Genomic DNA, 25984 nt, shown 5'->3' on the forward strand with positions numbered 1-25984 from the left:
TCGAAACAGGCAGCGAAAATGCCTGTCAGTATTTTATGACACGGCGCTCGACGAGAACCACGATCGCGAACAGCGCGATCGACAGCGACGACGACAGCACGATCGCCGCGTAAAGCCGGTCCGACTGGTAGTTGAAGCTCGCCTGGATGATCAGTGCGCCGAGGCCCTTGTCCGAGCCGATCCACTCGCCGACGATGGCGCCGATAACCGCCGTTGCCGATGCGATCCTCAGCGAGGAAAACAGCATCGGCAGCGCGCGCGGCAGGCGCAGGCTCCAGAAAATTTCCCAGCGCGTCGCCGACAGCACCCGGAACAGCTCATGCTCATTGTCGCTGCCTGAATCCAGGCCACGGATCATGTTCACCAGTGTCGGGAAGAAACAGATCACCGCCGCGATGACGATCTTCGGTGTCATGCCGAGCCCGAAGATCAGGGTGATGATCGGCGCCAGCGCCAGGATGGGGATGGTGTTGAAGAACAGCACGATCGGAAAATAGGCTGCCTGTAGGATGCGGCTGTGCACGAACAAGACGGCAAGCAGCACGCCGGCAAGATTGCCGATGACAAAACCGGCCAGCGCCTCGATCAGCGTCGGCCTGAGATTGGCGAGCAGCAGCGACAGGTTCTTCTGGAATACGCCGAATATGGCCGTCGGCGTCGGCACGATATAGGCGGGTACGCCCAGCCATGGGAGCAGGACCTGCCAGGCGAAAAGGAGCGACGCGGCACCAAGCACGGGCAGGGCGATGGCAAGCGTTGGCGACAAGGGAGCCGGCTTCATGAGGCCCGCTCCAGCGCACCGCGCAATTCGGCCATGGCGTTGACGATCGCCGGATCCTCGCGCGTGCAGCGGTTGCCGTCCTGCTTGAGCGGCCGCATGTCGAGATCCTTGACCAGGCGCCCAGGATTGGCGGCAAGCACGATGACGCGTTCGCCGAGATAAGCGGCTTCGGCGATCGAGTGTGTGACGAAGAGGATGGTGGTGCCGGTGCGGCGCCACAGGTTCAGAAGCTCGTCATTGAGGCGGTCGCGGGTGATCTCGTCCAGCGCCCCGAACGGCTCGTCCATCAACAGAAGCCTGGGTTGTCCGAGCAGCGCGCGGGCGATGGCCACGCGTTGGCGCTGGCCGCCGGAAAGTTGGTGCGGCAGGCGCTCACTGAGGTCGGCAAGCCCCATCAGGTCAAGCAGGTCGTCGGTGCGATCCTCGATCTTGCGGGTGACGCTGCCTTGGCCGACTGCGAGCGGCAGGCGGATATTGTCGCGCACCGAGCGCCACGGCAGCAAGGTCGAATCCTGGAAGACGAAACCGACATCGCGACGCGAGCGCACCGCATGCGGCGTGTCGCCGAGCACGCTGATGGCGCCGCCGAGCGGATCGAGCAGGTCGGCGACGACGCGCAGCAAGGTCGACTTGCCACACCCCGAAGGTCCCAGAATCGATAGGAAAGATCCGGCCTCGACGGAAAGGTCGAGGCCGGAGAGCACTTTCACCGCCGTCTGCCGGCCGCCATAGCCGACATCCAGTTCGCGGGCTTCGATTGCGTTCGCCATCAGGCGGCGGGCGCGTCGAGCTTGGGCCGGTCGGCGGCCGACAATTCGAGGATTTTTGTGGTGTAGACGTCGGCTGCGGCAGGCCTTCCGTTCGGGTATTGGCCGACCTTGTCCAGCAACGCCAGCTGGCTTTCGATGGAGGCTGGGTCGAATGTCCCCCAGCCATCCTTGGCGGTCGCGGCGTCGAAAGACAGCTTCAGCACGAGATCGATGGTTTTCTGCTCCCAGCCGAGGTCCATTTCCGGATAGGCCGCGACCATCTTGCTCACCGCTTCCTTGGGGTTGGCATGAACCCAGCCCCAACCCTTGGCCACGGCGCCGATGAACTTCGCCAGCGTCTGCGGATCCTGCTCTATCGCTGTATCCGTGGCGAAGTAGACATCGGCATAGGAGTCCAGCCCGAGATCGCGCACCAGAAGGTCGACGCGGTCATCGCCGACGACGCTGAGCGCCTGCGTGTTGGTGATCCAGCCACCGATGGCGTCGACGTCGCCACGTATCAGCGGCGCCTTGTCGAAGCCGACATTGACGACGGTGACATCGTCGGCGCTCAAGCCGTTCTTCGACAGGATTTCGTCGATGACAAAACGAGCTGTCGGCTGAATGCCGATCTTCTTGCCCTTGAGGTCGGCCACGCCGCGGATCGGATTCGATCCCTTTGAGGTGAAGGCGTACGGCCCGGTGCGGAAGCCGCAGGCGATGATTTTCACCGGCACGCCGCTGGCGCGCGCGGCATAGAGCTGCGGCGTTTCGGAGAACTGGCCAAGCTGGGCGGAGCCTGAAATCACCGGCGGCACGGTCGCGGAATTGGGCCCGCCGGGGCTGAACTCGACGTCAAGCCCGGCCTCCTTGAAATAGCCATTGGTTACGGCGGCGATATCGCCGATCTGGCCGTTCGACATCAGCCAGTCATACTGGATGACGACCTTTCCGGCTGCTTTCGCGCCTGGCGTGAGCAAAAGCTGCATGCCCTGAGATGCGGCCGCTAGGCCGATCAGGCCGGTCTTGATGAAGGTCCGGCGGTTTGTCTGGTAGCGTTGGTTCCCACTCATTTTTCGCTCCTGTTGGATCAAGATTGTTCCGTCAAAATCCGCGCCACTCCCGCCGGCGCGGCGTCACCTACGGCCTTTCGTCGTGATAATCGCCCGGGCCGCCGTCGAGCCAGGCGTATAGTTCCCAGAGCGTGTCGTCCGGGTCGGTGAAATAGGCGCAGCGCGCATTCCAGACATAGTCCTGGGGTGGGCTGTAGAAGGGCACGCCCTTGGCTGTCAGATCGGCGTAGAGCCGGTCGATCTCGGCGGGCGCGTCGAGCTTGACCGCCACGCAGACCTTGTGCGCATGCCGCGGCGAGCGGGCGTTGGAGACGCCGGTGTGGCTGTTGATGTGGTCGAGCTCCCAGGCCGCGAGGGTCACGCCCTTGCCATGGAAATCGGCAAAACCCTCGGCGCGCCGGCGCAGCCGGAAGCCGAGCTTGTCGACATAGAATTCCACGGTCCGCTCGATGTCGGCGACAAGCAGGCAGACGTCTGTAATCCGGTCCAGGCCCCCGAACGCCATGGCTACTTGCCCTCGCCGATACGTTCAGGGCGCGAGGCCGGCAGTTTGACGCCGACACGGTGCGCGGCGCCGACGATGTGGGCCCGCATGGCCGCTTCGGCTGCCGCCGGATCGCCCGCTACCAGCGCCTCATAGATGCGCACATGCTCGCCGACATTGACCTCGACGAGGTCGTGCAGCGGGTTGGTGAGACGGGCGTAGTGGATCGAGCGGCGGATCTGCTCGCAGACGAAGGAAATGAAGGTGTGGATGTAGCTGTTGCCGGTGGCCCGCGCGATCTCGCGATGGAACAGCAGATCGGCGTCGATGCTTCCTTCCTCCCAGCGCTCCTCGCCACTCATGCGGTCGAGCGCCGCCTTGATGGCGTCGAGATGCTCCTGGTCACGGCGCTCGGCGGCAAGGGCCGCCGATTCGGCCTCGAGGATGCAGCGCAGCTCGAACAGCCGCTGCATGTTCTGGCCTTCATTCAGCGTCTCGCGGTCGATGCGGATCGCCGCACGCTGTTCCGGCGCCAGCACGAACGAACCGATACCTTGTCGCGCCTCCACCATGCCGTCGGCGCGCAATTGCGCGATCGCCTCGCGTACGACGTTTCGGCTGACGCCGAACTTCTCCGAAAGCTGTTGCTCTGTCGGCAGCAGACTGCCCGGATTGAGGTCGCCGGATTCGATCTCGCGGCTGAGGAACGCGGCGACGCGATGTGGCAACGCTTCCACGGTGCCGATGGCGGCCAGTCGTGTCTTCATGAAAAACTCTCCATCGAGGGCAGAAGGCAACCGGGGTTCATCAGCCCGTTGGGGTCGAGCGCCTGTTTCAGCGCGGTGACGAGCCGTCGGTGCGTTGGCGATAGGCCGGTCCAGAATGCACGCTGGCGGGTGCGTCCGATGCCATGCTCGGCGCTGATCGAGCCACCAAGCGCGGTGGTGATGGCGTAGAGTCCGGCGGTGATGTCGGCGCCGCGGGCGCGGGCCACGCGCTCGTCGAGGCCTTCCGGCGGCAGGACGTTGAAATGGATGTTGCCGTCACCGGCATGGCCGTACGCCAGCGGCAGCCATCCCTGATGATCCTGCGCCACGAAGCGACGCGCCTGATCGATGAGGGCAGGGATATCCGAGATCCTCACCGAAAGATCGGTGCGCACATGATAGCCGCGCTTGGCCTGGCCTTCGACCAGCCCTTCGCGGATTGCCCAGAAGGATTTTGCCTGGGTGCTGCTTTCGGCCAGGACGGCGTCAATGACGAGGCCGCTCTCCATCGCTTCGGCGAGGAAATCGACCAGAAGAGTGCGCAGGTCGATGGCCGCACTTGCCGACAGTTCGATCAGCACGTGCACGGGAGCCTCGACCGGCGACACCGTGTTGGCGTCGATCAGGCTGGCCAAAGCCATGCATTCCGAGCCGATGATCTCAAAGGCGGAGATCAGATCGGCACAGCCACGGCGTGCCTCGCGAAAAAGGGCGATGGCCGCTTCGAACGAGGCAACGCCGAGATAGGCGGTCTCGACACGGTTGGGCTTGGGAAACAGCTTGACCTCGACGCCGGTGATGATGCCCAGCGTGCCTTCGCTCCCGATGAAGAGCTGCTTCAGATCATAGCCACTGTTGTTCTTGCGCAGGCCGGAAAAGCCGCTCCACAAGTCAGCGTCCGGCAGCACGACCTCGAGACCGAGGATGAGGTCGCGCGCCATGCCATAGCGCAGCACATTGACGCCACCGGCATTGCTGGCGGCGTTGCCGCCGATCTGGCAGCTTCCCTGGGCGCCGAGCGCCAGCGGAAACAGGCAATCTTGCGCCTCGCTGGCATCCTTGATGTGCTGCAGGACGCAGCCGGCATCGGCCTGCAGGATGAAATTGTCGGCGTCGACGAGCCGAATGGCGTTCAACCGCTCCAGACTGACGATCACCGCGCCGCCGGTCCCGATGTCGATTGCGCCTGCGACCAGTCCGGTGTTGCCGCCTTGCGGGATGACGCCGAGCCCAAGCGCGCTACAAAGCCGCACCAGCGCCTGCACTTGGGCGACGGAGCCAGGCTTCAGCACGGCAAGCGCCTTGCCGCGGTGATCGCCGGCCCAATCGCCGAGATATTTCACCATGCCGGCGGCGTCCGCGATCACGCCGCTGTGTCCGACCACGCTCTGCAGCGCGTCAAGAACTGGTGAGGCAATGCCGTGCGCTGTCATCCCGGGCCAAGCTGGATCAGTGGGAAGGTGTATGGATATACATATCATCCTACAACTAAATTATGTCAACGGTAATATGCCGTGGGGAGACGTTGCGCAGCGAAGAAGGGAAGGGGATGCCTCTGCAGCTACGGATCAGCCAGCGCCTCTCGGCGCGATGGTAAGTCCGCTTGGGGTTGCCTGCATGGCCCCAGCGCTTGCCGGGTCATCAGGGGCTTGTTCCGAACCTTTGAAGGTTGGCGCCGCTGCGGATATGCGTGGGTTGTCGAATGAACAGCCGACGAAAGGATCGTCGGCCTAGAGATACTGGGCGACCTTCTTGCCGACCGAGAGGAAGCGCAGCGGATCGATGGCTTCGCCATTGTGGCGAACCTCGTAGTGCAGATGCGGGCCGGTCGAGCGGCCGCTGCTGCCGGTCTTGCCGATGATGGCGCCGGCATCGACCTTGTCCCCGACGTTGACGTCGATTTCGCTGAGGTGACCGTAGCGCGTCGAGAAGCCATTGCCATGGTCGACCTCGACCATGCGGCCATAGCCGCCGTTCCAGCCGGCTTTGACGACGACGCCGGGCGCCGTGACCTTGGCGGACATGCCGATCGGCGCCCGGAAATCCATGCCCGAATGCAGCGCCGCGGTGCCCAGGATCGGGTCGGTGCGCACGCCGAACGGGCTGGTGACGGAGTGGCCGGGGGCAGGATTGGCAAGCGGCAGCCGCCGCGCCTCGGTTTTCAGGTGGTCGAGCGCATCCAGCGCTTCGTCGAGTTCCTTGACCTTGCTGTCGAACATCATCGAGCTGTCGAGCGGGATCAGCGGGCCGCCGACATCGCTCTCGTTCTTGCCGAAGTCGCTGTCGACCGGCAGGCCGGCCGCCTGCAGCGCCTGCGTAATCGCATCGGCGCTCTTGTAGGCATTGTCGGCAAGCGTGGCGATGCGGGTGAGCTGCTGGCTCTCGATGGTCTTTAGCGATTCGTTGATCGACACGAACAGCTTGTCGGCGCGGTCGGCCGCTGTCTCGCTGGGCAGCGGATCGGAGCGGGTCGACCACAGCGAGAACGGCCTGGTGTCGCCGGCGCCGAGGCTGGCGACGGAATAGGCCATCGGCTGGGAGATGCTGCCGGTCACGTCGGCATGTTCGTCCGGCTTTGCGGGCGTGGCATCGGCCGCGGCAGGCGGCGTGCCCACTTCGTTTTCGGCGCGTTCGAGGATCGGGCCGAGGCGGCCATGGCGCTGGCTGAGCTGGGACTGCCGATCCAGCAATTCACTCACCTTGGTTTCCATGAGCTGCTGGTCGAGAAGCTGGCGGCTGGTGATGCGGTCGACCTGGGCGCGCAGCGCCGAAATGCGATCCTCATAGGCCTGCTGCATGCGCGCCTGCCGCGCCGTGGCGGCGCCGATGAGATCGTCGCGCAGCACGAGGTAGGACGTCGCCAGCAGATAGCCTATGGCAATCGCCGCCAGCGCCGAGCCTATGAACGCGGCAAACCAGGGGCGTATGGTGAAATGCCTTATCTGATTGCCCCGGGCGATGATGACCGTGTGGGGTTCTCTGCGTCTGCCGAAGACCGCTGACTGACCGGTTACGTTCACGGGACCAAGCTTTCGTTACGACACCAACGACGAGCCTGATTACACATTATTAGGGTTAACAAAGCTTTGCCGGGGACGAAGCGCCGGTAAGGATTGCTCGCACGTTCGCCATCGAGACCAGCGACGGCGAACCGTCAAAGCGCGCGCACCGCTTCCAGCACCTCTTCGGCATGGCCCTTGACGCGGACCTTCCGCCAGATCCTGGCTATTTTCCCGTCCTTGCCGATCAGGAAGGTTGCGCGCTCGACGCCCATGTAGTTGCGGCCATACATCGTCTTCTCGACCCACAGATTGTAGGCCTCGATCACTTTTCGCTCTTCGTCGGCGACCAGATCGATGGTGAGATCGTATTTGGTTTTGAACTTGTCGTGCTTCTTCACACTGTCGGGCGACAGGCCGATCACGACGGCGCCGGCCTTTTCGAATTCCGGCTTCAGCTGCGAAAAGCCGATCGCCTCGGTGGTACAACTTGTGGTGTCGTCCTGCGGGTAGAAATAGAGCACGATCGGTTTGCCCGGGAATGCTGTCAGACTGAGCGACCCACCGCCGTCGCGCGGAAGGTCGAATTGCGGCGCAAGATCGCCCACGTCGAGGTCAGCCATATCGATGCCCTTGTTTGAGGTTACGCGCGAAGCTGCATCGATATAGTGTCGAACGGGGATTCGTCCACGATCGAGTTCGTACAACGGAAAATTGCGTGGATCAGGAAGAACCGCAGCACGAGAAGATCAAGTTCAGGCGTGATGAGATCACCGACCTGGGCAAGTTCCCGTCTGCGTGCGATGTGCCTCCGCTCGGCCAGGCGCGCATCGGTCGCGGCTTTCGCATTCTTGCGCGGCTGGTTGCCGGGTTTTCGGCGCTGGTGCTGTTGGCCGCTGTCGTCGTGTACGTGATCGGCGCCTCAGGCTTTGGCACCGAACGGCTGCGGGCGGAAGCCGAAACCGCCATCGAGAAACTGGCCGGTGTCGATGTCGACGTTTCGGTTGGACCGGCTCGCCTGACGCTCGACGGATCGAGCTTCATTGCGCTGCAGGTGAGCGACGTCAGCCTGAAGACCGCCTATGGCAAGCCGATGGCCGATGCCGGGCGCGTCCGCTTCGGCATCAGGCTGATCCCTTTGCTTTCGGGCGAGGTGCGGCTCACCAGCGCCAGGATTTCCGACGCCCATATCGTGACTGCGGCGATGCCGGCGGGTGGCGACTGGACGGCCGGGCTGCGCAACCAGGACGGGCTTGTCGATCCGGAAAAACTCGCCGCAGCGGTCTTCGCCGGCGTCAACCACGGGCTCGATGCCGTGCGTGAGGATTCGATGCGCCAGATCGATCTGCGCAATGTCGAATTTGAGCTGCCCGAAGCCGGAGCGGTCAAACAGGTCAGGATCAACACTGCCAGCGTGCTGCAGTCGGGGGCGGGCAGCATGGTATTTTCGGCCGATGCGGCCGTCGATGGCCGCGCACTCACCATCGCCGCCTCGGCCCGCCGCGATACGACGACGCGGCGCGTCGCCGCACTCGACGCCAGCGTGAAAGTCGCCGGCGACGCCACGGCGGCGGTGGCTGGCAAACTGGGCGCGGTTGCGCTGAAGCTGACCGGATCGGAAGGGTCCGGCGAGAACAATTCGCAGCTGACCGCGGCGTTGTCGCTCACCGGCTCGGTGCTCGATCTCGGCACGCGCGGCCTGCTTCCCGCCGATGTCGATGTCGATGCCACGCTTGCCGCTGGCTCCAACAAGATCCAGGTCGACAGGCTGCTGCTCAAGACCGGCCGCTCGACCTTCGATTTCGCTGGTTCGATCGGGCCAAAGCCGGCAACCGGCGCGGCGGGCGAGGAGCCCTCCTATCGCTACGATCTGACCAGCGATGGGTCGACGCTGGCGCCGTCGGAATCGCCCGAGCCGGCCCTCAACTTCTTCGCCCGCATCGCCGGTGTCTACCAGACCAACAGCCACAAACTGGTCGCCGAGCAGATCGGCATCAGGTCCGGGCCGACCGGCGAGGCGCTGGGCACCGCTTCGGTCGCGTTCGTCGAGGGAAAGGCGCCGGGAATATCGGTTGCCTTCAATGTCCACGACATGCCGGTCTCGCATGTCAAGCAATTGTGGCCCTGGTTTTCCGCCAAGAATGCCCGTCTGTGGGTGCTGCAGAACCTGTTCGGCGGCCGCGTCGTCGATGCCAATCTGCAGTTCCAGGTCGTGCCGGGGCGTCTTGGCAACGGCGTGCCGCTTTCGGCCGATGAGGTGTTCGGCCGTTTCCAGATCGAAGGCTCGCGCTTCGACACGGCCGGCCGCATCCCGCCGATACGCGACGCCGTGGGCGTTGTCGGCTTCCACGGCAACGATGTCGATATTTCCCTGACGTCAGGCAGCGTCTATATGCCGAGCGGCCGTACCGTCGAGGCAAGCAACGGCACGCTGACGGTGAAGGCGGCGAACCATCCGCCGGTGATCGGTGCGCTCGACATCGATGTCGCCGGCGAGGCGCCGGCAATAGCAGAGCTCGCCTCCTATGAGCCGATCAACGCCATGCGCCATGTCGGCCTGCGGCCGGAAGACCTCTCCGGCACGATGACCGGGCACGTCAAAGCGGATATTCCGCTGCAGTCCGGCGTCGACACCTCGAAACTCGATTGGCTGGTGACGCTGGATTACAAGGACCTGGCGCTGGCCAAGCCGTTTGAAGACCAGACGGTGACCGGCGCCGACGGTTCGATCAGCGTTGGACCCGATCAGGCGGTGATTTCCGCCAAGGCGTTGCTGAACGGCATTCCGGCTGAACTCGATCTGGTCGAGCCGCTCAGGAACGGCGGACCGCCGCGCAGCCGCAAGGTCGCGCTGGTGCTCGACGACAAGATACGCGATGCAGCCATGCCTGGCCTGTCGCCGCTGCTTTCCGGAACCATAAAGGTGGCAATCGACAAGAGCGGCGACGGCAACCAGAACGTCTCGGCCGACCTGACCGATGCCAGGCTGGACATCCCTTGGGCGGGCTGGAGCAAGGGGCCGGGCATTCCCGCCAACGTCTCCTTCGTCATGGCGAAGTCCGGCGGCACTACGACGCTGTCCGATTTCAACCTCGACGGAAAGACCTTCTCCATCGACGGCAGCGTGGTGCTGGTCAACGGCGCCCTGTCGACCGGCCGCTTCAGCAAGGTGACCTTGAACCGCGGCGACGACATTGCTGTGTCGGTCAAGCGATCCGGCAAGGGCTATGCGGTCGATGTCAGCGGCAGCGCCCTGGATGCCCGTTCGCTGATCAAGCAGTTTACCTCCGACGTCGACACCGCCACCAAGACCACCGGCTCCAACGCGATTTCCGTCAGCGCCGATGTCGATTCCCTGACCGGGTTCCACGACGAGGTCCTGTCGAACCTGAAGCTCGACTACAGCGCCGCCGGCTCAAGAGTGAACGGGCTGAAGGTGAGCGCTGTCGCCAGTTCGGGTGCAGCCATAACCATCAGCAACACCACCGGCGACGGCAGGCGCGCGCTCGCCATGAAGTCGGCCGACGCCGGCGCCATCCTGCGCTTCCTCAACATCTACGAACACATGGAAGGCGGATTGATCACGCTGGCATTGGCGGGCGCCGGCGACGGGCCGATGAAGGGTCAGGTCGACAGCAGCGACTTCTTCATCGTCGACGAACCGAAGCTCGCCTCGATCGTATCGACCACGCCGGCCGGCGATAGCCGCAGCCTCAACGAAGCGGTCAAGGGCAAGCTCGACACCTCGCGGGTGAAGTTCGAACGCGGCTATACCGAGATCGAAAAGGGCGCCGGCTATCTGAAGCTCGCCAATGGCGTGCTGCGCGGTCCGCGCATCGGCACGACGTTCCAGGGCACGCTCTACGACCAGGACAACAATATGGACATGACCGGTACGTTCATGCCGGCCTATGGCCTCAACCGTATCTTTGGCGAATTGCCGCTGGTCGGCGCACTGCTCGGCAATGGCCGCGATCGCGGCCTGATCGGCGTCACCTACCGGCTCAAGGGCAATGCCAACAAGCCGGTGCTGGACATCAACCCGCTGTCGGTGATCGCGCCCGGGATCTTCAGGTCGATCTTCGAGTATCGCTAGACCATGATCCCTAAAAGTGGAAACCGGTTTTTGGACAAGATCATGGTCAAACAAGAAAACAGGGGCCTGTCCGGCCCGGGTTAAACAGGCCGCACCAGAACGTGTTTTTTCTTGCCGAGCGACAGCTTTGCGACGTTTTCCGGACTCAGATCCTGAAGCGTCACCACCCGGCGGTCGTCGGACACGGGCTGGTCGTTCAGGCGCACCGCGCCGCCCTGTATGTGACGCCGTGCCTCGCCGTTGGACCCAGCCAATCCGGCGGTGACGAACAGAGACAGGATGCCGATACCGGCCTCCAACTCGGTCTTCCCCACCTCGACGGTCGGCAGCGTTTCGGCGGTCACGCCTTCCTCGAAGGTCTTGCGCGCCGTTTCGCTGGCCTGCTCCGCCGCCTCCCGGCCGTGCAGCATGGCGGTGATCTCGGTGGCGAGCACCTTCTTGGCGTCGTTGATCTCGGAACCGCCCAAGGCTGCCAGGCGCGCGACCTCGTCCAAAGGCAGCGTCGTGTAGAGCTTCAGGAAGCGGCCGACATCGGCGTCCTCGGTGTTGCGCCAGTACTGCCAGAATTCGTAGGGGCTCAGCATTTCGGCATCGAGCCAGACTGCGCCTGACGCCGACTTGCCCATCTTGGCGCCCGACGAGGTGGTCAGCAGCGGCGTGGTCAGCGCGTAAAGCTGTGCGTTTTCCATGCGATGGCCGAGATCGATGCCGTTGACGATGTTGCCCCATTGGTCGGAGCCGCCCATCTGCAGCCGGCAGCCCAGACGCTTGTAGAGTTCGACGAAGTCGTAGGCCTGCAGGATCATGTAGTTGAATTCGAGGAACGACAGCGACTGTTCCCGGTCGAGCCTGAGCTTGACCGAATCGAAGGCGAGCATGCGGTTGACGGAAAAGTGACGGCCGACGTCGCGCAGGAAATTGACGTAGTTGATCTCCATCAGCCAGTCGGCATTGTTGATCATGACGGCGTCGCCCGCGCTGCTGCCGAATTTGAGGTAGGGCGCGAAGTTGCGGCGGATGCCGGCCAGGTTGTCCTCGATATCCTGAGGTGTCAGCAGCTTGCGCGCCTCGTCCTTGAAGGACGGATCGCCGATCATCGAGGTGCCGCCGCCCATCAGGGCGATCGGCCGGTGGCCGGTCTGCTGCAACCAGTGCAGCATCATGATCTGGATCAGCGAGCCGGCATGCAGGCTTTTGGCGGTTGCGTCGAAGCCGATATAGGCGCTTACCGTTTCCTTGGCGAAAAGCTGGTCGAGGCCGGCATCATCCGACGTCTGGTGGATGAAACCGCGCTCGCTCATCGTGCGCAGGAAATCGGATTTGAAGGCGGACATTTTTTCTTCCTGAAAGCGCCCGGCTTGAACGGCCAAGCTTGATATGAACGCGGGCGTTTAGCATCCGCGCGCGTTTAGCAAAAGTGGTTTCCGGTTTGTGCCGACGCTGGCGGCATAGGCTGCGCTGCCGCGCGAGCTTGCTTCATCGTTTCGGCTGGCGTAATGAGGCGCCGCGCCAACGGGTTCTTGCAGCCTTCGATCCGCTGGAACGGCACCGCACGGCATCCCTCAAATGCCATATCCTGTGACAGAGCCCGACGCGACATATGCCGGACGCATTGATATCCATCGTCATTCCCTGCCGCAACGAAGCGGCGAACCTGCCGCTGCTGATCGACGAGATCGAAGCCGCCATGACCGGGCGCGACTTCGAAATCATCATCGTCAATGACGGTTCGACCGACGATACCGCTTCGGTGCTTGCCGCCGAGGCGGCCAAGCGCCCATTTCCCCTGCGGGAATTGCGTCATCAGAAATCCGCCGGCCAGAGCCTTTCCGTGCGTTCGGGCGCCTGGGCGGCGCGCGGCGCCATCGTCGCCACCATCGACGGCGATGGCCAGAACGATCCAAAGTACATTCCGGTGCTGGTCGATGCCTTGCGGCAGGCCGGCCCCGATTTCGGTGCCGCGCAAGGCCAGCGGCTGAAGCGCCGCGACAGCAAGATCAAGCAGCTGGCGTCGCGTTTCGCCAACTGGCTGCGCGGCGCGATCTTGCATGACGAGACCCGCGACACCGGCTGCGGCCTGAAGGCCATCCACACCGACATCCTCAGGAAATTGCCGTTCTTCGACGGCACGCACCGCTTTGTTCCGGCGCTGGTCATCCAGGAGGGGTATCGGATCGTTCACTGCGACGTGGTCGACCGCTCGCGGCGCCACGGCAAGTCGAATTACGGAATTTTCGATCGCGGTCTGCAAGGTGCACTCGACCTCGGCGGTGTCTGGTGGCTGCGCCGCCGGCGCCGCAGAATGCCAAAAACAGAGGAAATCAGGCATGGCTAACGTGCTTCAGGAACTGGCGACCTGGCTCCACCAGGTTTTCATCAAACAGTTCGATGCCTGGATTCTGCTCGGCTTCGTCGCCCAGTTCTTCTTCACCATGCGCTTCGTCGTGCAGTGGCTCGCTTCGGAAAAGGCCAAGCGCAGCGTCGTGCCGGTCGCCTTCTGGTTCTTTTCGCTGTTCGGCGGCGGCCTGCTGCTGATCTACGCCATCGTGCGCCAGGATCCGGTGTTCATCGCCGGCCAGGCCATGGGCATGTTGATCTACATCCGCAATCTCTGGCTGATCGCCAATGAGCGCAAGGCAGCAGCGATGACCAAGGTCGATTGAGCAGCCTGTCACGTAACTCTTTTTTGCATGTCGTTTATCCCAAAACCGCTGGACACTTTTGGGCGACATGCATCGCGAATGACCGGAGAGGTTGAGATATGGCGTTGAACAGGAATTATATCCTTCTCTTCCTGTTCAGCCTGCTGATGACGGTTTCGGGGCTGGCGTCGATGCCGCCGATCGATCGCGACGAGCCGCGTTTCGTCCAGGCCACCAAGCAGATGGTCGAGACCGGCGACTATGTCGACATCCGCTTCCAGGACGCCTCCCGCTACCAGAAGCCGATCGGCATCTACTGGCTGCAATCGGCGGCCGTCGCGCTGAGCGGCGACGGCGCGGCAGCACCGATCTGGGTGTACCGGCTGGTCTCGGCGCTCGGCATTGCCATCGCCGTTGTCGGAATCGCCTGGACCGGCGCCAATCTCTTTGGAACCAATGCCGGCATCGCCGCCGGGCTGATGATGGCCGCGATCTTCGCCACGGCCTTCGAGGGGCGTGACGCCAAGACCGATGCCATGCTGCTGGCCTGCTGCGTCCTGGCGCAAGGCGCGCTGGCGCAGATTTACACGGCCTCGCGCCGCAACGAGCCTGTCGGCGGCCATCTGCCGTGGATTTTCTGGATCGCCCAGGGTGCGGCGATCCTGATCAAGGGGCCGATCGCGCCGCTGTTGTCGGCGCTGACCATGGTCACACTGGTCGCCTTCGAGCGCGACTGGCGCTGGCTGTCAAAGCTGAGGGCCGCACGCGGCCTGGCTCTGGCGGCATTGATCGTGCTGCCTTGGATCGCGCTCATCACCTGGAAAAGCAATGGCGCTTTCCTGCAGCAGGCGGTCGGCAAGGACATGATCGGCAAGGTCGCGTCGGGCGAGGAATCGCATGGCCTGCCGCCCGGCTTCTATATGCTGACCTATTCGCTGTTCATGTGGCCCTTCGGGCTGATCGCAGTCGGCGCCGGGCTGCAGGCGCTCAATCGCCTGCGCGACGACCCGCGCCTGCGCTTCTGCCTCGCCTGGTATATCCCGTTCTGGCTGGTGTTCGAACTGATCCCGACAAAGCTGCCGCACTATGTCATGCCGGCCTATCCCGGCATGGCGCTGCTGATCGGCTGGCTTCTGACATTGCAGCCGCAGGACGCGAACGCCCCGCTCAAAACCTGGCAGAATTGGCTGTGGTGGTCCACAGCCTTCGGCCTTGCCGTGGTCAGCCTCGGTTTGGCGGCGGTCTGCGTCGGCGCGCCGATCTATCTCACACATACCTTCTCATGGTGGAGCATTCCGGCTGCCGCCGCGGCACTCGCTGCCGGCTACTTCGCCTTTTCCAGGCAATTGCAGGTGCCGCTCAGCCGCATCGGTGTGACGGCGGTTTGCGCCGGCATCACCTATGGGCTGTTGTTCGGCGTCATCGCGCCTTCGCTGAAGCCGATCTGGCTGAGCCCGGCGATTGAGGCCGCGGTTCGCGCCAACCGTCCCTGCGACACGGCGGTACTCGCCTCGGCGGAGTATCACGAGCCGAGCCTGGTGTTCCTGGTGGGCACGAAAACATTGCTGACTGACGTCGATGGCGTCGCCAAACATCTGCTTGCCGACCCTGCCTGCGCACTGGCACTGGCGCCGATCGGAGACGAGCAGAAGCTGAATGGATTGCTGGCGGGGCAAGGCAAGTCGGCGAACCGCGTTGCCCGGATCGACGGCCTCAACTATTCGTCGGGAGACAAACTGTCGCTCGGCCTCTATCGTGTCGTCCAATGACGGCTGCAGGGTCGAATTCCCGATGCTGGTGAAATCGCGATCTTCCGTGTCCGCCGCACTGCTTGCGGTGCCCGGTCGATCACTCGGCAATTTTCGCGATACCTTGCAGATCGTGAAAAGGCGTTTTGCCGCGCGTCCGGCCTCCTATCCGAACATACTCTGGTCGGTCTGGCTCCTGGTCTGGGTCTTTTTGACGGCTGCGGCCTTTGTTCGCCTCGATACACCAGCGGGCATGCTGCGAGACCAGTGGTCGTCCGGTTTCGTCCAGGTCGCCGATTTCTTCACCCAGTTCGGCCTCAGCGGCTGGTACCTCATTCCCTCAGCGCTCTTGCTTGTCGCCGCCAACCTGACCGATTGGCGAAGCCTTTCCCGGCAATCGCTGATGCTTGCCTACAACTGGACCTGCCTGGCCTTTCTGGTGCTGAGCGCTGTCGGCCTGTCCGGCCTGACCGTCAATGTGCTGAAATATGCGATCGGCCGGGCTCGGCCGATGTATTTCCACGATTTCGGGGTGTTGTCGCTGCATCCCTTCGCTTTTGACGCGCGCTTCGCCGGGTTCCCGTCCGGCCACGCCACGACCATGGGCGCCGTGTTCGGGATCGCTCTGCTGCTGTTTCCGCAACGCTGGTACATCGCCCTGGCGATCACCGCGTGCATTGCCTCGACCAGGGTTTTCGTCGGCGCGCATTACCCAAGCGACACCGTCGCAGGCTTCGGCCTCGGCTGTGCCTTTGCGATTGCCTCGGCGCTGATCTTTGCCCGGCTTGGTTTCGTCTTTCGCGTGATGCCGGCGGGATTGCCGGTCCGCAAGCAAACGTTCCGGCTGACATGGTTTGGCCAGGCGAAGCGGGGCAGAAGCTAGAAGCTAATTGCCGTCCAGTCCGCCGTAGGATCTCACCAGCTGCGCCATGTCGGGCGAATGGGGGTCTTCGCTTTCGAGCCCCTCGGCGACGCCGGCGCGGTCGGCGACCGGCCGATTCTGGCTGACTTTCCACTTGCCGTGGATTTCGCTGATCTCGATTTCCAGCCCGATGATGCCCTTGATCTGCGACTGGATGAAGGGCGCCGGCGCGTCGGTCACCGCCCAGGGCGCCTCGCGCGTGCCTTCCTGCGACGCCGTCAGCTCGGCAATCTGCTGTGCCAGCCAGGCCTGGTCGTCGATCACCTTGACGGTGCCGCGCACCTGGACGATGGCATAATTCCAGGTCGGCACCACCTTGCCGGTCTCGCGCTTGGTCTCGTACCAGGACGGCGTCACATAGGCATCGCTGCCCTGGAACACGACCAGCACCGGCGATGCCGGATTGTCGGCCAGCAGGCGCCATTGCGGATTGGCCTTGGCCAGATGCGCGCGCAGCCTGCCGTTCGGTGGCACATCGGCGTCAAGCAGGAACGGGATGGCGTTGGCGACCGGCCCCTCGGCCCCGTTGGAAATCAACAGCCCCAGCGGATGCGTCCGGATCAGCCCGTGCAGGACTTCCGGCCGCGTTTCCACGAAATGAGGAGGTTGGTACATCGCCGTCCGCTAGTCCTTCTATCTCAAACGCTTCGGCCGCGGATCGGACAATTCGCCGGCGAGCCGGCGGTCGAGATAATCCGCACATTCTTCGAGCAAAAGGTCCGCATCATTGGAGAAGAAATGGTTGGCGCCGGGCAAAGTCTTCTGGGTGATGGTGATGCCCTTTTGCGTGTGCAGCTTGTCGACCAGGCCCTGAACGTCCTTTGGCGGCGCCACCTTGTCGGCATCGCCATGGATGATCAGGCCGGACGACGGGCAGGGCGCCAGGAACGAAAAGTCATAGGTGTTGGGCTGCGGCGCGATCGAGATGAAGCCTTCGATCTCCGGCCGGCGCATCAAAAGCTGCATGCCGATCCACGAGCCGAACGAGTAACCTGCGACCCAGCAGCTCTTGGAATCCGGATGCAGCGACTGCACCCAGTCGAGTGCGGCAGCGGCATCCGACAACTCGCCGGTGCCGTGGTCGAATTCGCCCTGGCTGCGGCCGATGCCGCGGAAATTGAAGCGAAGCGTGGTGAAATCCCGCTTCTGGAACATATAGAAGAGGTCGTAGACGATCTTGTTGTTCATCGTGCCGCCGAACTGGGGGTGCGGGTGCAGGACGATGGCAATCGGCGCGCTCTTTTCCTTGGAAGGCTGGTAGCGACCCTCCAGGCGACCGGCCGGACCGGTGAAAATGACCTCAGGCATGAAATACTCCACTTGGGTATACGAATGCGCGGCGCCCGGAACGTGTCTTCCTCTGGCCTTGACGCAGGGCGAGCGTCTTCTTAGAAGCTAGTTTAGAACTGTTCAAAACTGAGTGGCCAGACGTCGAGCCCGGCCACCCGCGCCGCAAGCCGCGTAAATAGGACGGCTCGCCTTGGAATTTCAAGGAAATAACGCCATAGCCTCGCCGAATGGCTTTTGACGGGACCAACAGGACGAAAATGGCCGCAACACGCGCCTATCTCGACTACAATGCCAGTGCGCCGCTGCTTGCCGCGGCACGCGAAGCTATGGTCGCGGCGCTCGATATCACGGCCAACCCGTCATCCGTCCACGCTGAAGGCCGCGCCGCCCGGCGCCTGATCGAGAATGCCAGGCGCGACGTCGCAGCACTGCTCAACGCCAAACCCGAGCATGTCGTGTTCACCTCCGGGGCGACGGAAGCCGCCTCGACGCTGCTGACGCCGGACTGGCAGATGGGGCGCGGCGCTATCCGCATGAGTCATCTCTATGTCTGCGCGGCCGATCATCCTTGCCTGCTGAATGGCGGGCGCTTCCCGGCAGGCTTGGTGACGCGGATCGGCGTCGATGCCGACGGCATTGTTGATCTCGACGTTTTGGCGGTCGCCCTTGCCGCGCACGACAAGGCCGACGGCCTGCCGCTGGTGGCGATCCATGCCGCCAACAACGAGACCGGCGTCATCCAGCCGGTCGAGGCCATCGCGAAAATCGTCAAGGCGGCGGGCGGCATCCTGATCGTTGACGCAGTGCAGGCGGTCGGTCGCATTCCGGTCGATATGTCAGCGGGTTACGCCGATTATTTGATTGTATCTTCGCACAAGATAGGCGGTCCCAAGGGCGTCGGCGCCATCGTCGCCGCCGCGGATCTGATGATGCCAAAGCCGCTGATCAATGGCGGCGGCCAGGAAAAGGGTCATCGCGGCGGCACCGAAAACCTCGCCGGCATCGTCGGTTTTGGCGCAGCTGCGCGTGAAGCCCTCGCCGGATTGCAGAGCATCGATGCGGTCGGCCGTCGCCGCGACGAGGTCGAGGCCATCCTGAAATTGCTGGTGCCGGATGCAGAAATCTTTGGAACCGGCGCGCCAAGGCTTGCCAATACGACATTCTTCGCTATTGCGGGCATCAAGGCCGAAACGGCGCAGATCGCCTTCGATCTGGCCGGCGTTGCGCTGTCAGCGGGATCAGCCTGTTCGTCGGGCAAGGTCGGCCCCAGCCATGTTCTGAAGGCCATGGGCTACGGTGACAGCCTTGGCGCTTTGCGTGTGTCCATCGGCCACGCAACCGACGCCGACGACATCGAGATGTTTCGCACCGCGCTGGCAGCGATCGCCGCGCGTCGGGCGAACAGGGAAGAAGCCGCCTGAGCGTGGCAAAACGAATTCGGGCCTTTTTGGCCTGGTAGAGCCGTGCGTTTCAGGGTGGCCGGGTGAATTTCCGGTCGAAACGCACTATATGGAACTTACGCCGCCTTTGAGCCCCATGGGGGCTCGTTGCCGGTGCCATAGTTTGAAAACTGTCGGGCCTTGACCCCGGCGTGGATGGAGAACGCTTATGCCTGCTGTGCAGGACACGATCGATCGGGTTCGAAAGATCGACGTCGACCAGTATAAATACGGATTCCAGACCGAAATCGCGATGGACAAGGCCCCCAAGGGCCTGAGCGAAGACATCATCCGTTTCATTTCGGCCAAGAAGGACGAGCCGTCCTGGATGCTGGAATGGCGCCTGGAGGCCTATCGCCGCTGGCTGACGCTGGACGAGCCGACCTGGGCGCGCGTCCACTATCCGAAGATCGATTTCCAGGACATCTATTTCTACGCGGCGCCCAAGAGCACGCCCGGCCCGACCTCGCTCAGCGACGTCGATCCCGAACTGCTGAAGGTCTACGAAAAGCTCGGCATTCCGCTCAGGGAACAGGAAATCCTCGCCGGTGTGCAGAAGACCGACGTGTCGGAATTCGAAGAGGCCAGCGACAATGTCTACAAGTCGGGCCGCGTCGCCGTCGATGCGGTGTTCGATTCCGTCTCCGTCGTCACCACCTTCAAGAAGGAGCTGGCGCAGGCCGGCGTCATCTTCTGCTCGATCTCGGAAGCCATCCGCGAGCACCCGGAGCTGGTGAAAAAGTATCTCGGCTCGGTCGTGCCGACCTCCGACAATTACTATGCCACGCTGAACTCCGCCGTGTTCACCGACGGCTCCTTCGTCTTCGTGCCCAAGGGCGTGCGTTGCCCGATGGAACTGTCGACCTATTTCCGCATGAACGAGAAGAACACCGGCCAGTTCGAGCGCACGCTGATCATCGCCGAGGAGGGGGCTTACGTCTCCTATCTCGAGGGTTGCACGGCGCCGCAGCGCGATGAGAACCAGCTTCACGCCGCCGTCGTCGAACTGGTGGCGCTCGACGATGCCGAGATCAAATATTCGACGGTGCAGAACTGGTACCCCGGCGACGCCGAGGGCAAGGGCGGCATCTACAATTTCGTCACCAAGCGCGGCGACTGCCGTGGCGACCGTTCGAAGATCTCGTGGACGCAGGTCGAGACCGGTTCGGCCATTACCTGGAAGTACCCGAGCTGCATCCTGCGTGGTGACGATTCCTCCGGCGAGTTCTATTCGATCGCCGTGTCGAACGGCTATCAGCAGGTCGATAGCGGCACCAAGATGATCCATCTCGGCAAGAACACGTCGAGCCGCATCATCTCCAAGGGCATCGCCGCCGGCTTCTCGCAGAACACCTATCGCGGCCAGGTCTCGGCGCACCGCAAGGCAACCAACGCCCGCAACTTCACCAATTGCGACAGTCTGCTGATCGGCGACCAGTGCGGCGCGCACACCGTGCCTTACATGGAAGCCAAGAACTCGACGGCGCAGTTCGAACACGAAGCGACGACGTCGAAGATTTCCGAGGACCAGAAGTTCTACGTCATGCAGCGCGGCATTCCCGAGGAAGAGGCGATCGCGCTGATCGTCAACGGCTTCGTCAAGGATGTCATCCAGCAACTGCCGATGGAGTTCGCAGTCGAAGCGCAGAAGCTGATCGGCATTTCACTGGAAGGCAGTGTCGGGTGAACGCAGAGTAAATTCTCCGAACGGCGGCTTGAGGGGGATGAAGTGATGGATACGTTGCAAATGGCTTTCTACGCCATCATTTGCGGAGCGCTTTCGGCGCTGGCGCCATCGTTCGGTTCGCTGCCCGGTCGCCTGGCAGGCGGCGCGGTGACCGGTCTGGTGGCGGCGTTTGTCTGGCCCTTCGTGCGGCAGACCGTTGGAATGTGACTGTCGCAGCACATGGGCGACGCCTGACTACTCGCTGGACGAACTGATTGAACGAATGAACGAAATTGCCGCGTCGGCAAGAGGAATAAAGAAGAATGCTTGAGATCAAGAACCTGCATGCCCGCATCGTCGACGACGGCACGGAAATCATTCGCGGCCTGAACCTGACGGTGAAGGCCGGCGAGGTGGCCGCCATAATGGGCCCGAACGGCTCGGGCAAATCGACGCTGTCCTACATTCTCGCCGGCCGCGAGGACTACGAGGTCACCGAAGGCGACATCCTCTACAACGGCCATTCGATCCTCGAAATGGATCCGGCCGAGCGCGCCACCGCAGGCATCTTCCTCGCCTTCCAGTATCCGATGGAGATACCGGGCGTCGCGACGATGGAATTCTTGAAAGTGGCGATGAACGAGCAGCGTAAGGCGCGCGGCGAAGACCCGCTGAAGATCCCGGAATTTTTGAAGCGCGTGAAAGAGGCTGCCGCTTCGCTCAACATGGACATGGCGATGCTGAAGCGGCCGCTCAATGTCGGCTTCTCCGGCGGCGAGAAGAAGCGCGCCGAGATCCTGCAGATGAAGCTGCTGGAGCCAAAACTCTGCGTGCTCGACGAGACCGATTCCGGCCTCGACATCGACGCGCTGAAGATCGTCTCCGACGGCGTCAATGCGCTGCGCTCGCCAGATCGCGCCATCGTCGTCATCACCCATTACCAACGCCTGCTCGAACACATCGTGCCGGACAGCGTGCACGTGCTCTACAAGGGGCAGGTCATCAAGTCGGGCGACAAATCGCTGGCGCTCGACCTCGAAGCCAATGGCTACGCCGGTGTGATCGGCGAAGCCGCGTGAGATGCCAGAAGGCCATTTAATGCTGAAAGGCAAGGCAAAACTGATGAACATGCATACACAACCCCAGCGGACACAGGCCGAAACGGCGCTGATCGACGCTTTTGGCGAGCGGCTGTCGCTGCTGCCCGGCGACGGCGCGGTGATGCTGAAGCGTGACGACGCCATCGAGGCGATCAAAAGCGGCCTGCCGACGCGGCGCATCGAATCCTGGCACTACACGGATTTGCGCCGCCTGCTGACTTCGGTGCCGGATTTCGATCCCGCGGCCAAGACCAAGGCCATTGCGCCGATCGTCGACGGTTCCGCCGTGTTGGCGATCCTCAATGGCGTATCGGGCACGAAACTGCCTGTCATCGACGGCGTCACCGTGCAGCGCCTGTCGGAAAAACTGACAGACGGCAGCGTAGCACCTGGGCTCGATCCCTATGGCAGCGATGACGCCATCGGTGCGCTGAACACTGCCTTTGTCGCCGACGGCTATTTTGTCGACATCGCCGACGGCGCCCAGTTGGAAAAGCCGATCGAATTGCAAAACCTGCAGGCCGGCGGCCAGACCCATGTGCGCCTGCTGGTGCGCGTCGGCACTGGGGCCAAGGCTAGCATCGTCGAGCGCCAGACCGGCGACGGCGCGGCCCTGGTGAGCTCGGTCAGCCAGCTGGTGCTGGGCGAGGGTGCCGACGTCACCTGGCTGATCGTCCAGGAGCAGCCGGAAACGGCGACGCATCTGGCCCAGTTCAAGGCCCATCTCGGCAAGAATTCGAAGCTGACGGTGTTCTTCATGAATGCCGGTGGCAAGCTTGTGCGCCAGGAGATCGTGGTTCGGACAACGGGCGAAGGCGCCGACTTCAAGCTACGCGGCATCAACCTGCTCGCCGGCGACACCCACACGGACGTGACCATGGTGCTCGACCATGCCGTGCCGCATACGACGTCGACGGAAGTGATCCGCAACGTCGTGACCGGCAAGGCGCGGGGCGTCTTCCAGGGCCGCATCAACGTCCATCAGTATGCGCAGAAGACCAACGCCAAGATGGCCTGCAACACGCTGCTCCTGTCGGACGATGGCGAGTTCTCGACCAAGCCGGAGCTGGAAATCTTCGCCGACGACGTCGTCTGCGGCCATGGCGCCACCGTCACCGAGATCGACCACAACCATCTGTTCTACCTGATGGCGCGCGGCATCGACGAGAAGAGCGCCCGCGGCCTGCTGGTGAAAGCCTTCGTGGCCGAAGTGATCGAGGAACTGGACGACGAAACCATCGTCGAGGCGCTGGAAACACGGCTCGACGACTGGTTCGTGGCTCATGGGTAAGCGGCTTAAGGTCAGGGCGTCATCCTCAGGAGGATGATGGTCGAAACGATGGATCGGGTAGATACTTCGACATCATATGAACGCGGGCTTGGGCGGTTGCTGCCTTGGCTGGCAATTGCATTGGCTGTTGTAGGGCTCTCCGCATATGCCCATGCACTGCAGTTCTCGCTTTACCAGTCGACCGCCTCGATGCCCGTTTCTGATAGTCTGGACGGCCTTCCAGCGATCGTGCGGTGGGCTGGTTGGGCCGCTCCGTTGCACTTTTTTATCGTGGGACTTGTTCTGTTGGGCATGGTTCGCCTGCTGAAGGGTTCGGGGACAGCCAAATCGGTCCTCTCCTGGTTGCTCCTGATATACGTTGTTCAGATCATAACGCTCCTCATCGCTCCGCTCGGCTCAACGACCTACAAATGGTTCTATCTGAACCGAGTTTTGGGTGGCTGGATGGGGGATTTCGATCCCCTTGCAGGGGTTTTCGTCCTGACGGGTGTGGTCGCCGCGCGCTACGGAGGCAGACTGCCTTGGCCGCAGGCTTTTTTGACCGGCATCTGCATTGCCCTCACCAGCTTCATTTTCGTCCTTTCCTGGTCGTGGATTGACGGAGCAGGCATTTCCGTCCCGACTGCCTTTGCCATGATATTACGCGTGTGATCGGAGTTAGCTTTGGATGATATGAGCTCAACCACCCCCTACGACGTCGAGGCGATCCGCCGCGACTTCCCTATCCTGTCGCGCGAAGTCTACGGCAAACCGCTCGTCTACCTCGACAATGGCGCGTCGGCACAGAAGCCGCAGGTGGTGCTGGATACGATTCAGCACGCCTATTCCCAGGAATACGCCAACGTCCATCGCGGCCTGCATTTCCTGTCCAACGCCGCAACCGACGCCTATGAGAAGGCGCGTGAGACGGTGCGCCGTTTCCTCAACGCGCCGAGCACCGACAACATCGTCTTCACCTCGAACACGACCGCGGCCATCAACACGGTCGCTTACGGCTATGGCATGCCCAACATCGGCGAGGGCGACGAGATCGTGCTGTCGATCATGGAGCACCACTCCAACATCGTGCCGTGGCATTTCATCCGTGAACGCCAGGGCGCCAAGCTGGTCTGGGTGCCGGTCGACGACCTCGGCGCCTTCCATATCGAGGAATTCGAAAAGCGCCTGACCGACAAGACCAAGCTCGTCGCCATCACCCATATGTCGAATGCGCTGGGCACGGTGACGCCGATCAAGGAGATCGTGCGCATCGCCCATGCCCGTGGCATTCCCGTGCTCGTCGACGGCAGCCAGAGCGCTGTGCACATGCCGATCGACGTGCAGGATCTCGACTGCGACTTCTTCGTCTTCACCGGCCACAAGGTCTATGGCCCCTCCGGCATCGGCGTGCTCTACGGCAAGAAGGACATTCTGCAGGGGATGCGCCCCTTCATGGGTGGCGGCGAGATGATCGAGGAGGTGACGGAAGATATCGTCACCTACAACGACCCGCCGCACCGCTTCGAGGCCGGCACGCCGCCGATCGTCCAGGCGATCGGCCTGGGTGCAGCGCTGGAATACATGGAAAAAATCGGACGCGAGCGCATCGCCGCGCATGAGGCCGATCTCAAGACCTATGCGCATGAGCGGCTGCGGGCGATCAACTCGCTGCGCATCTTCGGCGATGCACCCGGCAAAGGCGCCATCATTTCCTTCGAATTGCAGGGTATTCATGCCCATGACGTGTCGATGGTGATAGACAGGCAGGGCGTGGCGGTACGCGCCGGCACCCATTGCGCCCAGCCGCTGTTGAAACGCTTTGGCGTAACCTCCACATGCAGGGCATCGTTCGGCATGTATAATACCAGGGCCGAAGTCGATGCTTTGGCCGAAGCGCTTGAGAAAGCGCGCAAATTCTTCGGGTGACAAGTTCTTTGGATGACGACCATGGATGATGCGAGCCACACCACCGAGACCGCGCCGGAACCAGCGATCAATCCGCTGGTTTCCGCCTCGGCCATTCCCGCCGACGAACTGGCGCGGCTGACCGACGACATCGTCTCGGCGCTGAAGACGGTCTACGACCCGGAAATCCCGGCCGACATCTATGAACTCGGCCTGATCTACAGGATCGACATCGAGGACGACCGTTCGGTCAAGATCGACATGACGCTGACCGCGCCCGGCTGCCCGGTGGCCGGGGAGATGCCCGGTTGGGTGGAGAACGCCGTCGGCGCCGTCGAAGGCGTTTCCGGCGTCGAGGTCAACATGACCTTCGACCCGCCATGGTCGCCCGACCGCATGTCGGAAGAGGCGCAGGTGGCGGTGGGCTGGTACTAGGCAGACCAAGGCTGGCGCACTTGCGCCAGTGGTAAAACTTCACCATTTTAGGTGAGGAATCATTCGGCAGGCCTTGAACCTGCATGGAATGGAAGAGGAAAAAGAATGGGACGCTTCGCCGTCATCACGATGACCGAAAAGGCTGCCGACCGGGTGCGCGAGATCGTCGCCACGCGCGACAACGCGCATGGCATTCGCCTCGGCATCAAGAAGGGCGGCTGCGCCGGCATGGAATACACGGTCGATCTGGTGACCGAGCCGAACACCAAGGACGACCACATCGAACGCGACGGCGCGCATGTCTATGTCGCGCCGGAAGCCGCGCTTTTCCTGTTCGGCACCGAGATGGATTTCGAGCAGACGACGCTACGCACCGGCTTCACCTTCCACAACCCGAACCAGAGCTCGGCCTGCGGCTGCGGCGAATCCGTCGAACTGAAGCCGGCCGATCTGAAGGCTTTGGCCGAGGCGCGCGAGTCGGCTTGAGCTTCCTTCGCCCCGTTTACGGGGAGAAGGTGGCCCGAAGGGCCGGATGAGGGGCAGCGCCAGCGTCTCCAGAGCTAGCGCCGCCCCCTGCCGGCGTTCGTCATTCGAAAAGCCAAGCAATTGGCTTTTCGT

The 25984-nt window shown here is 62.9% G+C and carries 25 protein-coding genes; 14 read left to right on the top strand and 11 right to left on the bottom strand.

The annotated features are described in order from the left end of the window. Window positions 1–25 precede the first annotated feature (25 nt). The 8 genes from AC1DVW_RS15090 to AC1DVW_RS15125 all read right to left on the bottom strand — a co-directional run bounded on the left by AC1DVW_RS15090 (window position 26) and on the right by AC1DVW_RS15125 (window position 7476). On the bottom strand, window positions 26–781 hold the full coding sequence (locus AC1DVW_RS15090) for an ABC transporter permease (protein ID WP_477242901.1): 756 nt from the start codon (window positions 779–781) through the stop codon (window positions 26–28). Further along, entirely contained in the window at window positions 778–1551 is a 774-nt protein-coding gene (locus tag AC1DVW_RS15095; protein WP_477324055.1) for an ABC transporter ATP-binding protein, read from the bottom strand. Before AC1DVW_RS15095 ends, AC1DVW_RS15090 begins: the two co-directional genes overlap by 4 nt. Further along, the gene (locus AC1DVW_RS15100) at window positions 1551–2603 is read right to left on the bottom strand and encodes an ABC transporter substrate-binding protein (RefSeq protein WP_477324057.1); all 1053 of its coding nucleotides are present in this window, start codon (window positions 2601–2603) and stop codon (window positions 1551–1553) included. Before AC1DVW_RS15100 ends, AC1DVW_RS15095 begins: the two co-directional genes overlap by 1 nt. A 67-nt stretch (window positions 2604–2670) precedes the next feature. Then, entirely contained in the window at window positions 2671–3108 is a 438-nt protein-coding gene (locus AC1DVW_RS15105) for a VOC family protein (RefSeq protein ID WP_477324059.1), read from the bottom strand. Between the two features lie 2 nt (window positions 3109–3110). Then, window positions 3111–3854, bottom strand: coding sequence for a FadR/GntR family transcriptional regulator (locus AC1DVW_RS15110; RefSeq protein ID WP_477269318.1), 744 nt, complete (start codon window positions 3852–3854; stop codon window positions 3111–3113). Beyond that, a complete protein-coding gene (locus tag AC1DVW_RS15115; RefSeq protein ID WP_477324061.1) occupies window positions 3851–5287 on the bottom strand; it encodes an FAD-binding oxidoreductase in 1437 nt (478 codons plus the stop codon). The genes AC1DVW_RS15110 and AC1DVW_RS15115 overlap by 4 nt, the downstream gene beginning before the upstream one ends. Before the next feature lie 297 nt (window positions 5288–5584). Continuing rightward, window positions 5585–6874 (bottom strand): M23 family metallopeptidase, encoded by a 1290-nt coding sequence (locus AC1DVW_RS15120; RefSeq protein ID WP_477324063.1) that lies wholly within the window; start codon window positions 6872–6874, stop codon window positions 5585–5587. A gap of 134 nt (window positions 6875–7008) precedes the next feature. After that, on the bottom strand, window positions 7009–7476 hold the full coding sequence (locus AC1DVW_RS15125; RefSeq protein WP_477269333.1) for a peroxiredoxin: 468 nt from the start codon (window positions 7474–7476) through the stop codon (window positions 7009–7011). 95 nt (window positions 7477–7571) lie between these two features. Here AC1DVW_RS15125 and AC1DVW_RS15130 point away from each other — a divergent pair, with 95 nt between their 5' ends. Next, window positions 7572–10949, top strand: coding sequence for a hypothetical protein (locus AC1DVW_RS15130; RefSeq protein WP_477324065.1), 3378 nt, complete (start codon window positions 7572–7574; stop codon window positions 10947–10949). An 80-nt stretch (window positions 10950–11029) separates the two neighbouring features. Here the strand turns inward: AC1DVW_RS15130 and tyrS are convergent, their stop codons facing one another. Beyond that, window positions 11030–12283: a tyrosine--tRNA ligase gene (gene tyrS / locus AC1DVW_RS15135; RefSeq protein ID WP_477269337.1), complete on the bottom strand. Its 1254-nt coding sequence runs from the start codon at window positions 12281–12283 to the stop codon at window positions 11030–11032. Between the two features lie 266 nt (window positions 12284–12549). Between tyrS and AC1DVW_RS15140 the strand changes: the two genes are divergently transcribed. From AC1DVW_RS15140 to AC1DVW_RS15155, 4 genes are all read left to right on the top strand, one after another. Next, entirely contained in the window at window positions 12550–13284 is a 735-nt protein-coding gene (locus AC1DVW_RS15140; RefSeq protein ID WP_477324067.1) for a glycosyltransferase family 2 protein, read from the top strand. After that, on the top strand, window positions 13277–13612 hold the full coding sequence (locus AC1DVW_RS15145; RefSeq protein ID WP_477242912.1) for a lipid-A-disaccharide synthase N-terminal domain-containing protein: 336 nt from the start codon (window positions 13277–13279) through the stop codon (window positions 13610–13612). The genes AC1DVW_RS15140 and AC1DVW_RS15145 overlap by 8 nt, the downstream gene beginning before the upstream one ends. Window positions 13613–13710: 98 nt before the next feature. Then, a complete protein-coding gene (locus AC1DVW_RS15150; RefSeq protein WP_477324069.1) occupies window positions 13711–15360 on the top strand; it encodes an ArnT family glycosyltransferase in 1650 nt (549 codons plus the stop codon). Beyond that, a complete protein-coding gene (locus AC1DVW_RS15155; RefSeq protein ID WP_477324071.1) occupies window positions 15347–16222 on the top strand; it encodes a phosphatase PAP2 family protein in 876 nt (291 codons plus the stop codon). Before AC1DVW_RS15150 ends, AC1DVW_RS15155 begins: the two co-directional genes overlap by 14 nt. A gap of 3 nt (window positions 16223–16225) precedes the next feature. On the opposite strand, the gene AC1DVW_RS15160 is transcribed toward AC1DVW_RS15155, so the two are convergent. Then, window positions 16226–16876 carry an FMN-binding negative transcriptional regulator gene (locus tag AC1DVW_RS15160; RefSeq protein WP_477324073.1) on the bottom strand — a complete coding sequence of 217 codons (651 nt, stop codon included), beginning with the start codon at window positions 16874–16876 and terminating at the stop codon, window positions 16226–16228. Between the two features lie 18 nt (window positions 16877–16894). Further along, window positions 16895–17569 (bottom strand): alpha/beta hydrolase, encoded by a 675-nt coding sequence (locus AC1DVW_RS15165; protein ID WP_013532163.1) that lies wholly within the window; start codon window positions 17567–17569, stop codon window positions 16895–16897. A 239-nt stretch (window positions 17570–17808) separates the two neighbouring features. On the opposite strand from AC1DVW_RS15165, the gene AC1DVW_RS15170 reads away from it, so the two are divergent. The 9 genes from AC1DVW_RS15170 to sufA all read left to right on the top strand — a co-directional run bounded on the left by AC1DVW_RS15170 (window position 17809) and on the right by sufA (window position 25852). After that, entirely contained in the window at window positions 17809–18972 is a 1164-nt protein-coding gene (locus AC1DVW_RS15170) for a cysteine desulfurase family protein (protein WP_477324075.1), read from the top strand. Between the two features lie 187 nt (window positions 18973–19159). Next, the gene (gene sufB / locus AC1DVW_RS15175) at window positions 19160–20677 is read left to right on the top strand and encodes a Fe-S cluster assembly protein SufB (protein ID WP_258593086.1); all 1518 of its coding nucleotides are present in this window, start codon (window positions 19160–19162) and stop codon (window positions 20675–20677) included. Window positions 20678–20722: 45 nt separating this feature from the next. Next, a complete protein-coding gene (locus AC1DVW_RS15180; RefSeq protein WP_477324077.1) occupies window positions 20723–20884 on the top strand; it encodes a hypothetical protein in 162 nt (53 codons plus the stop codon). A gap of 95 nt (window positions 20885–20979) precedes the next feature. Continuing rightward, window positions 20980–21735 carry a Fe-S cluster assembly ATPase SufC gene (gene sufC / locus AC1DVW_RS15185; protein WP_477324079.1) on the top strand — a complete coding sequence of 252 codons (756 nt, stop codon included), beginning with the start codon at window positions 20980–20982 and terminating at the stop codon, window positions 21733–21735. Window positions 21736–21778: 43 nt separating this feature from the next. Continuing rightward, window positions 21779–23047, top strand: a complete 1269-nt coding sequence (gene sufD / locus AC1DVW_RS15190; protein ID WP_477324081.1) for a Fe-S cluster assembly protein SufD — start codon at window positions 21779–21781, stop codon at window positions 23045–23047. 36 nt (window positions 23048–23083) lie between these two features. Beyond that, window positions 23084–23698, top strand: a complete 615-nt coding sequence (locus tag AC1DVW_RS15195) for a hypothetical protein (RefSeq protein ID WP_477324083.1) — start codon at window positions 23084–23086, stop codon at window positions 23696–23698. A gap of 21 nt (window positions 23699–23719) precedes the next feature. Next, on the top strand, window positions 23720–24952 hold the full coding sequence (locus AC1DVW_RS15200; RefSeq protein ID WP_477324085.1) for a cysteine desulfurase: 1233 nt from the start codon (window positions 23720–23722) through the stop codon (window positions 24950–24952). Between the two features lie 21 nt (window positions 24953–24973). Further along, the gene (locus AC1DVW_RS15205) at window positions 24974–25366 is read left to right on the top strand and encodes an SUF system Fe-S cluster assembly protein (RefSeq protein WP_477324087.1); all 393 of its coding nucleotides are present in this window, start codon (window positions 24974–24976) and stop codon (window positions 25364–25366) included. A gap of 105 nt (window positions 25367–25471) precedes the next feature. Then, on the top strand, window positions 25472–25852 hold the full coding sequence (gene sufA, locus AC1DVW_RS15210) for a Fe-S cluster assembly scaffold SufA (RefSeq protein ID WP_477242922.1): 381 nt from the start codon (window positions 25472–25474) through the stop codon (window positions 25850–25852). Window positions 25853–25984: the final 132 nt, after the last annotated feature.

This window comes from Mesorhizobium sp. P3_B5 (assembly GCF_056402815.1).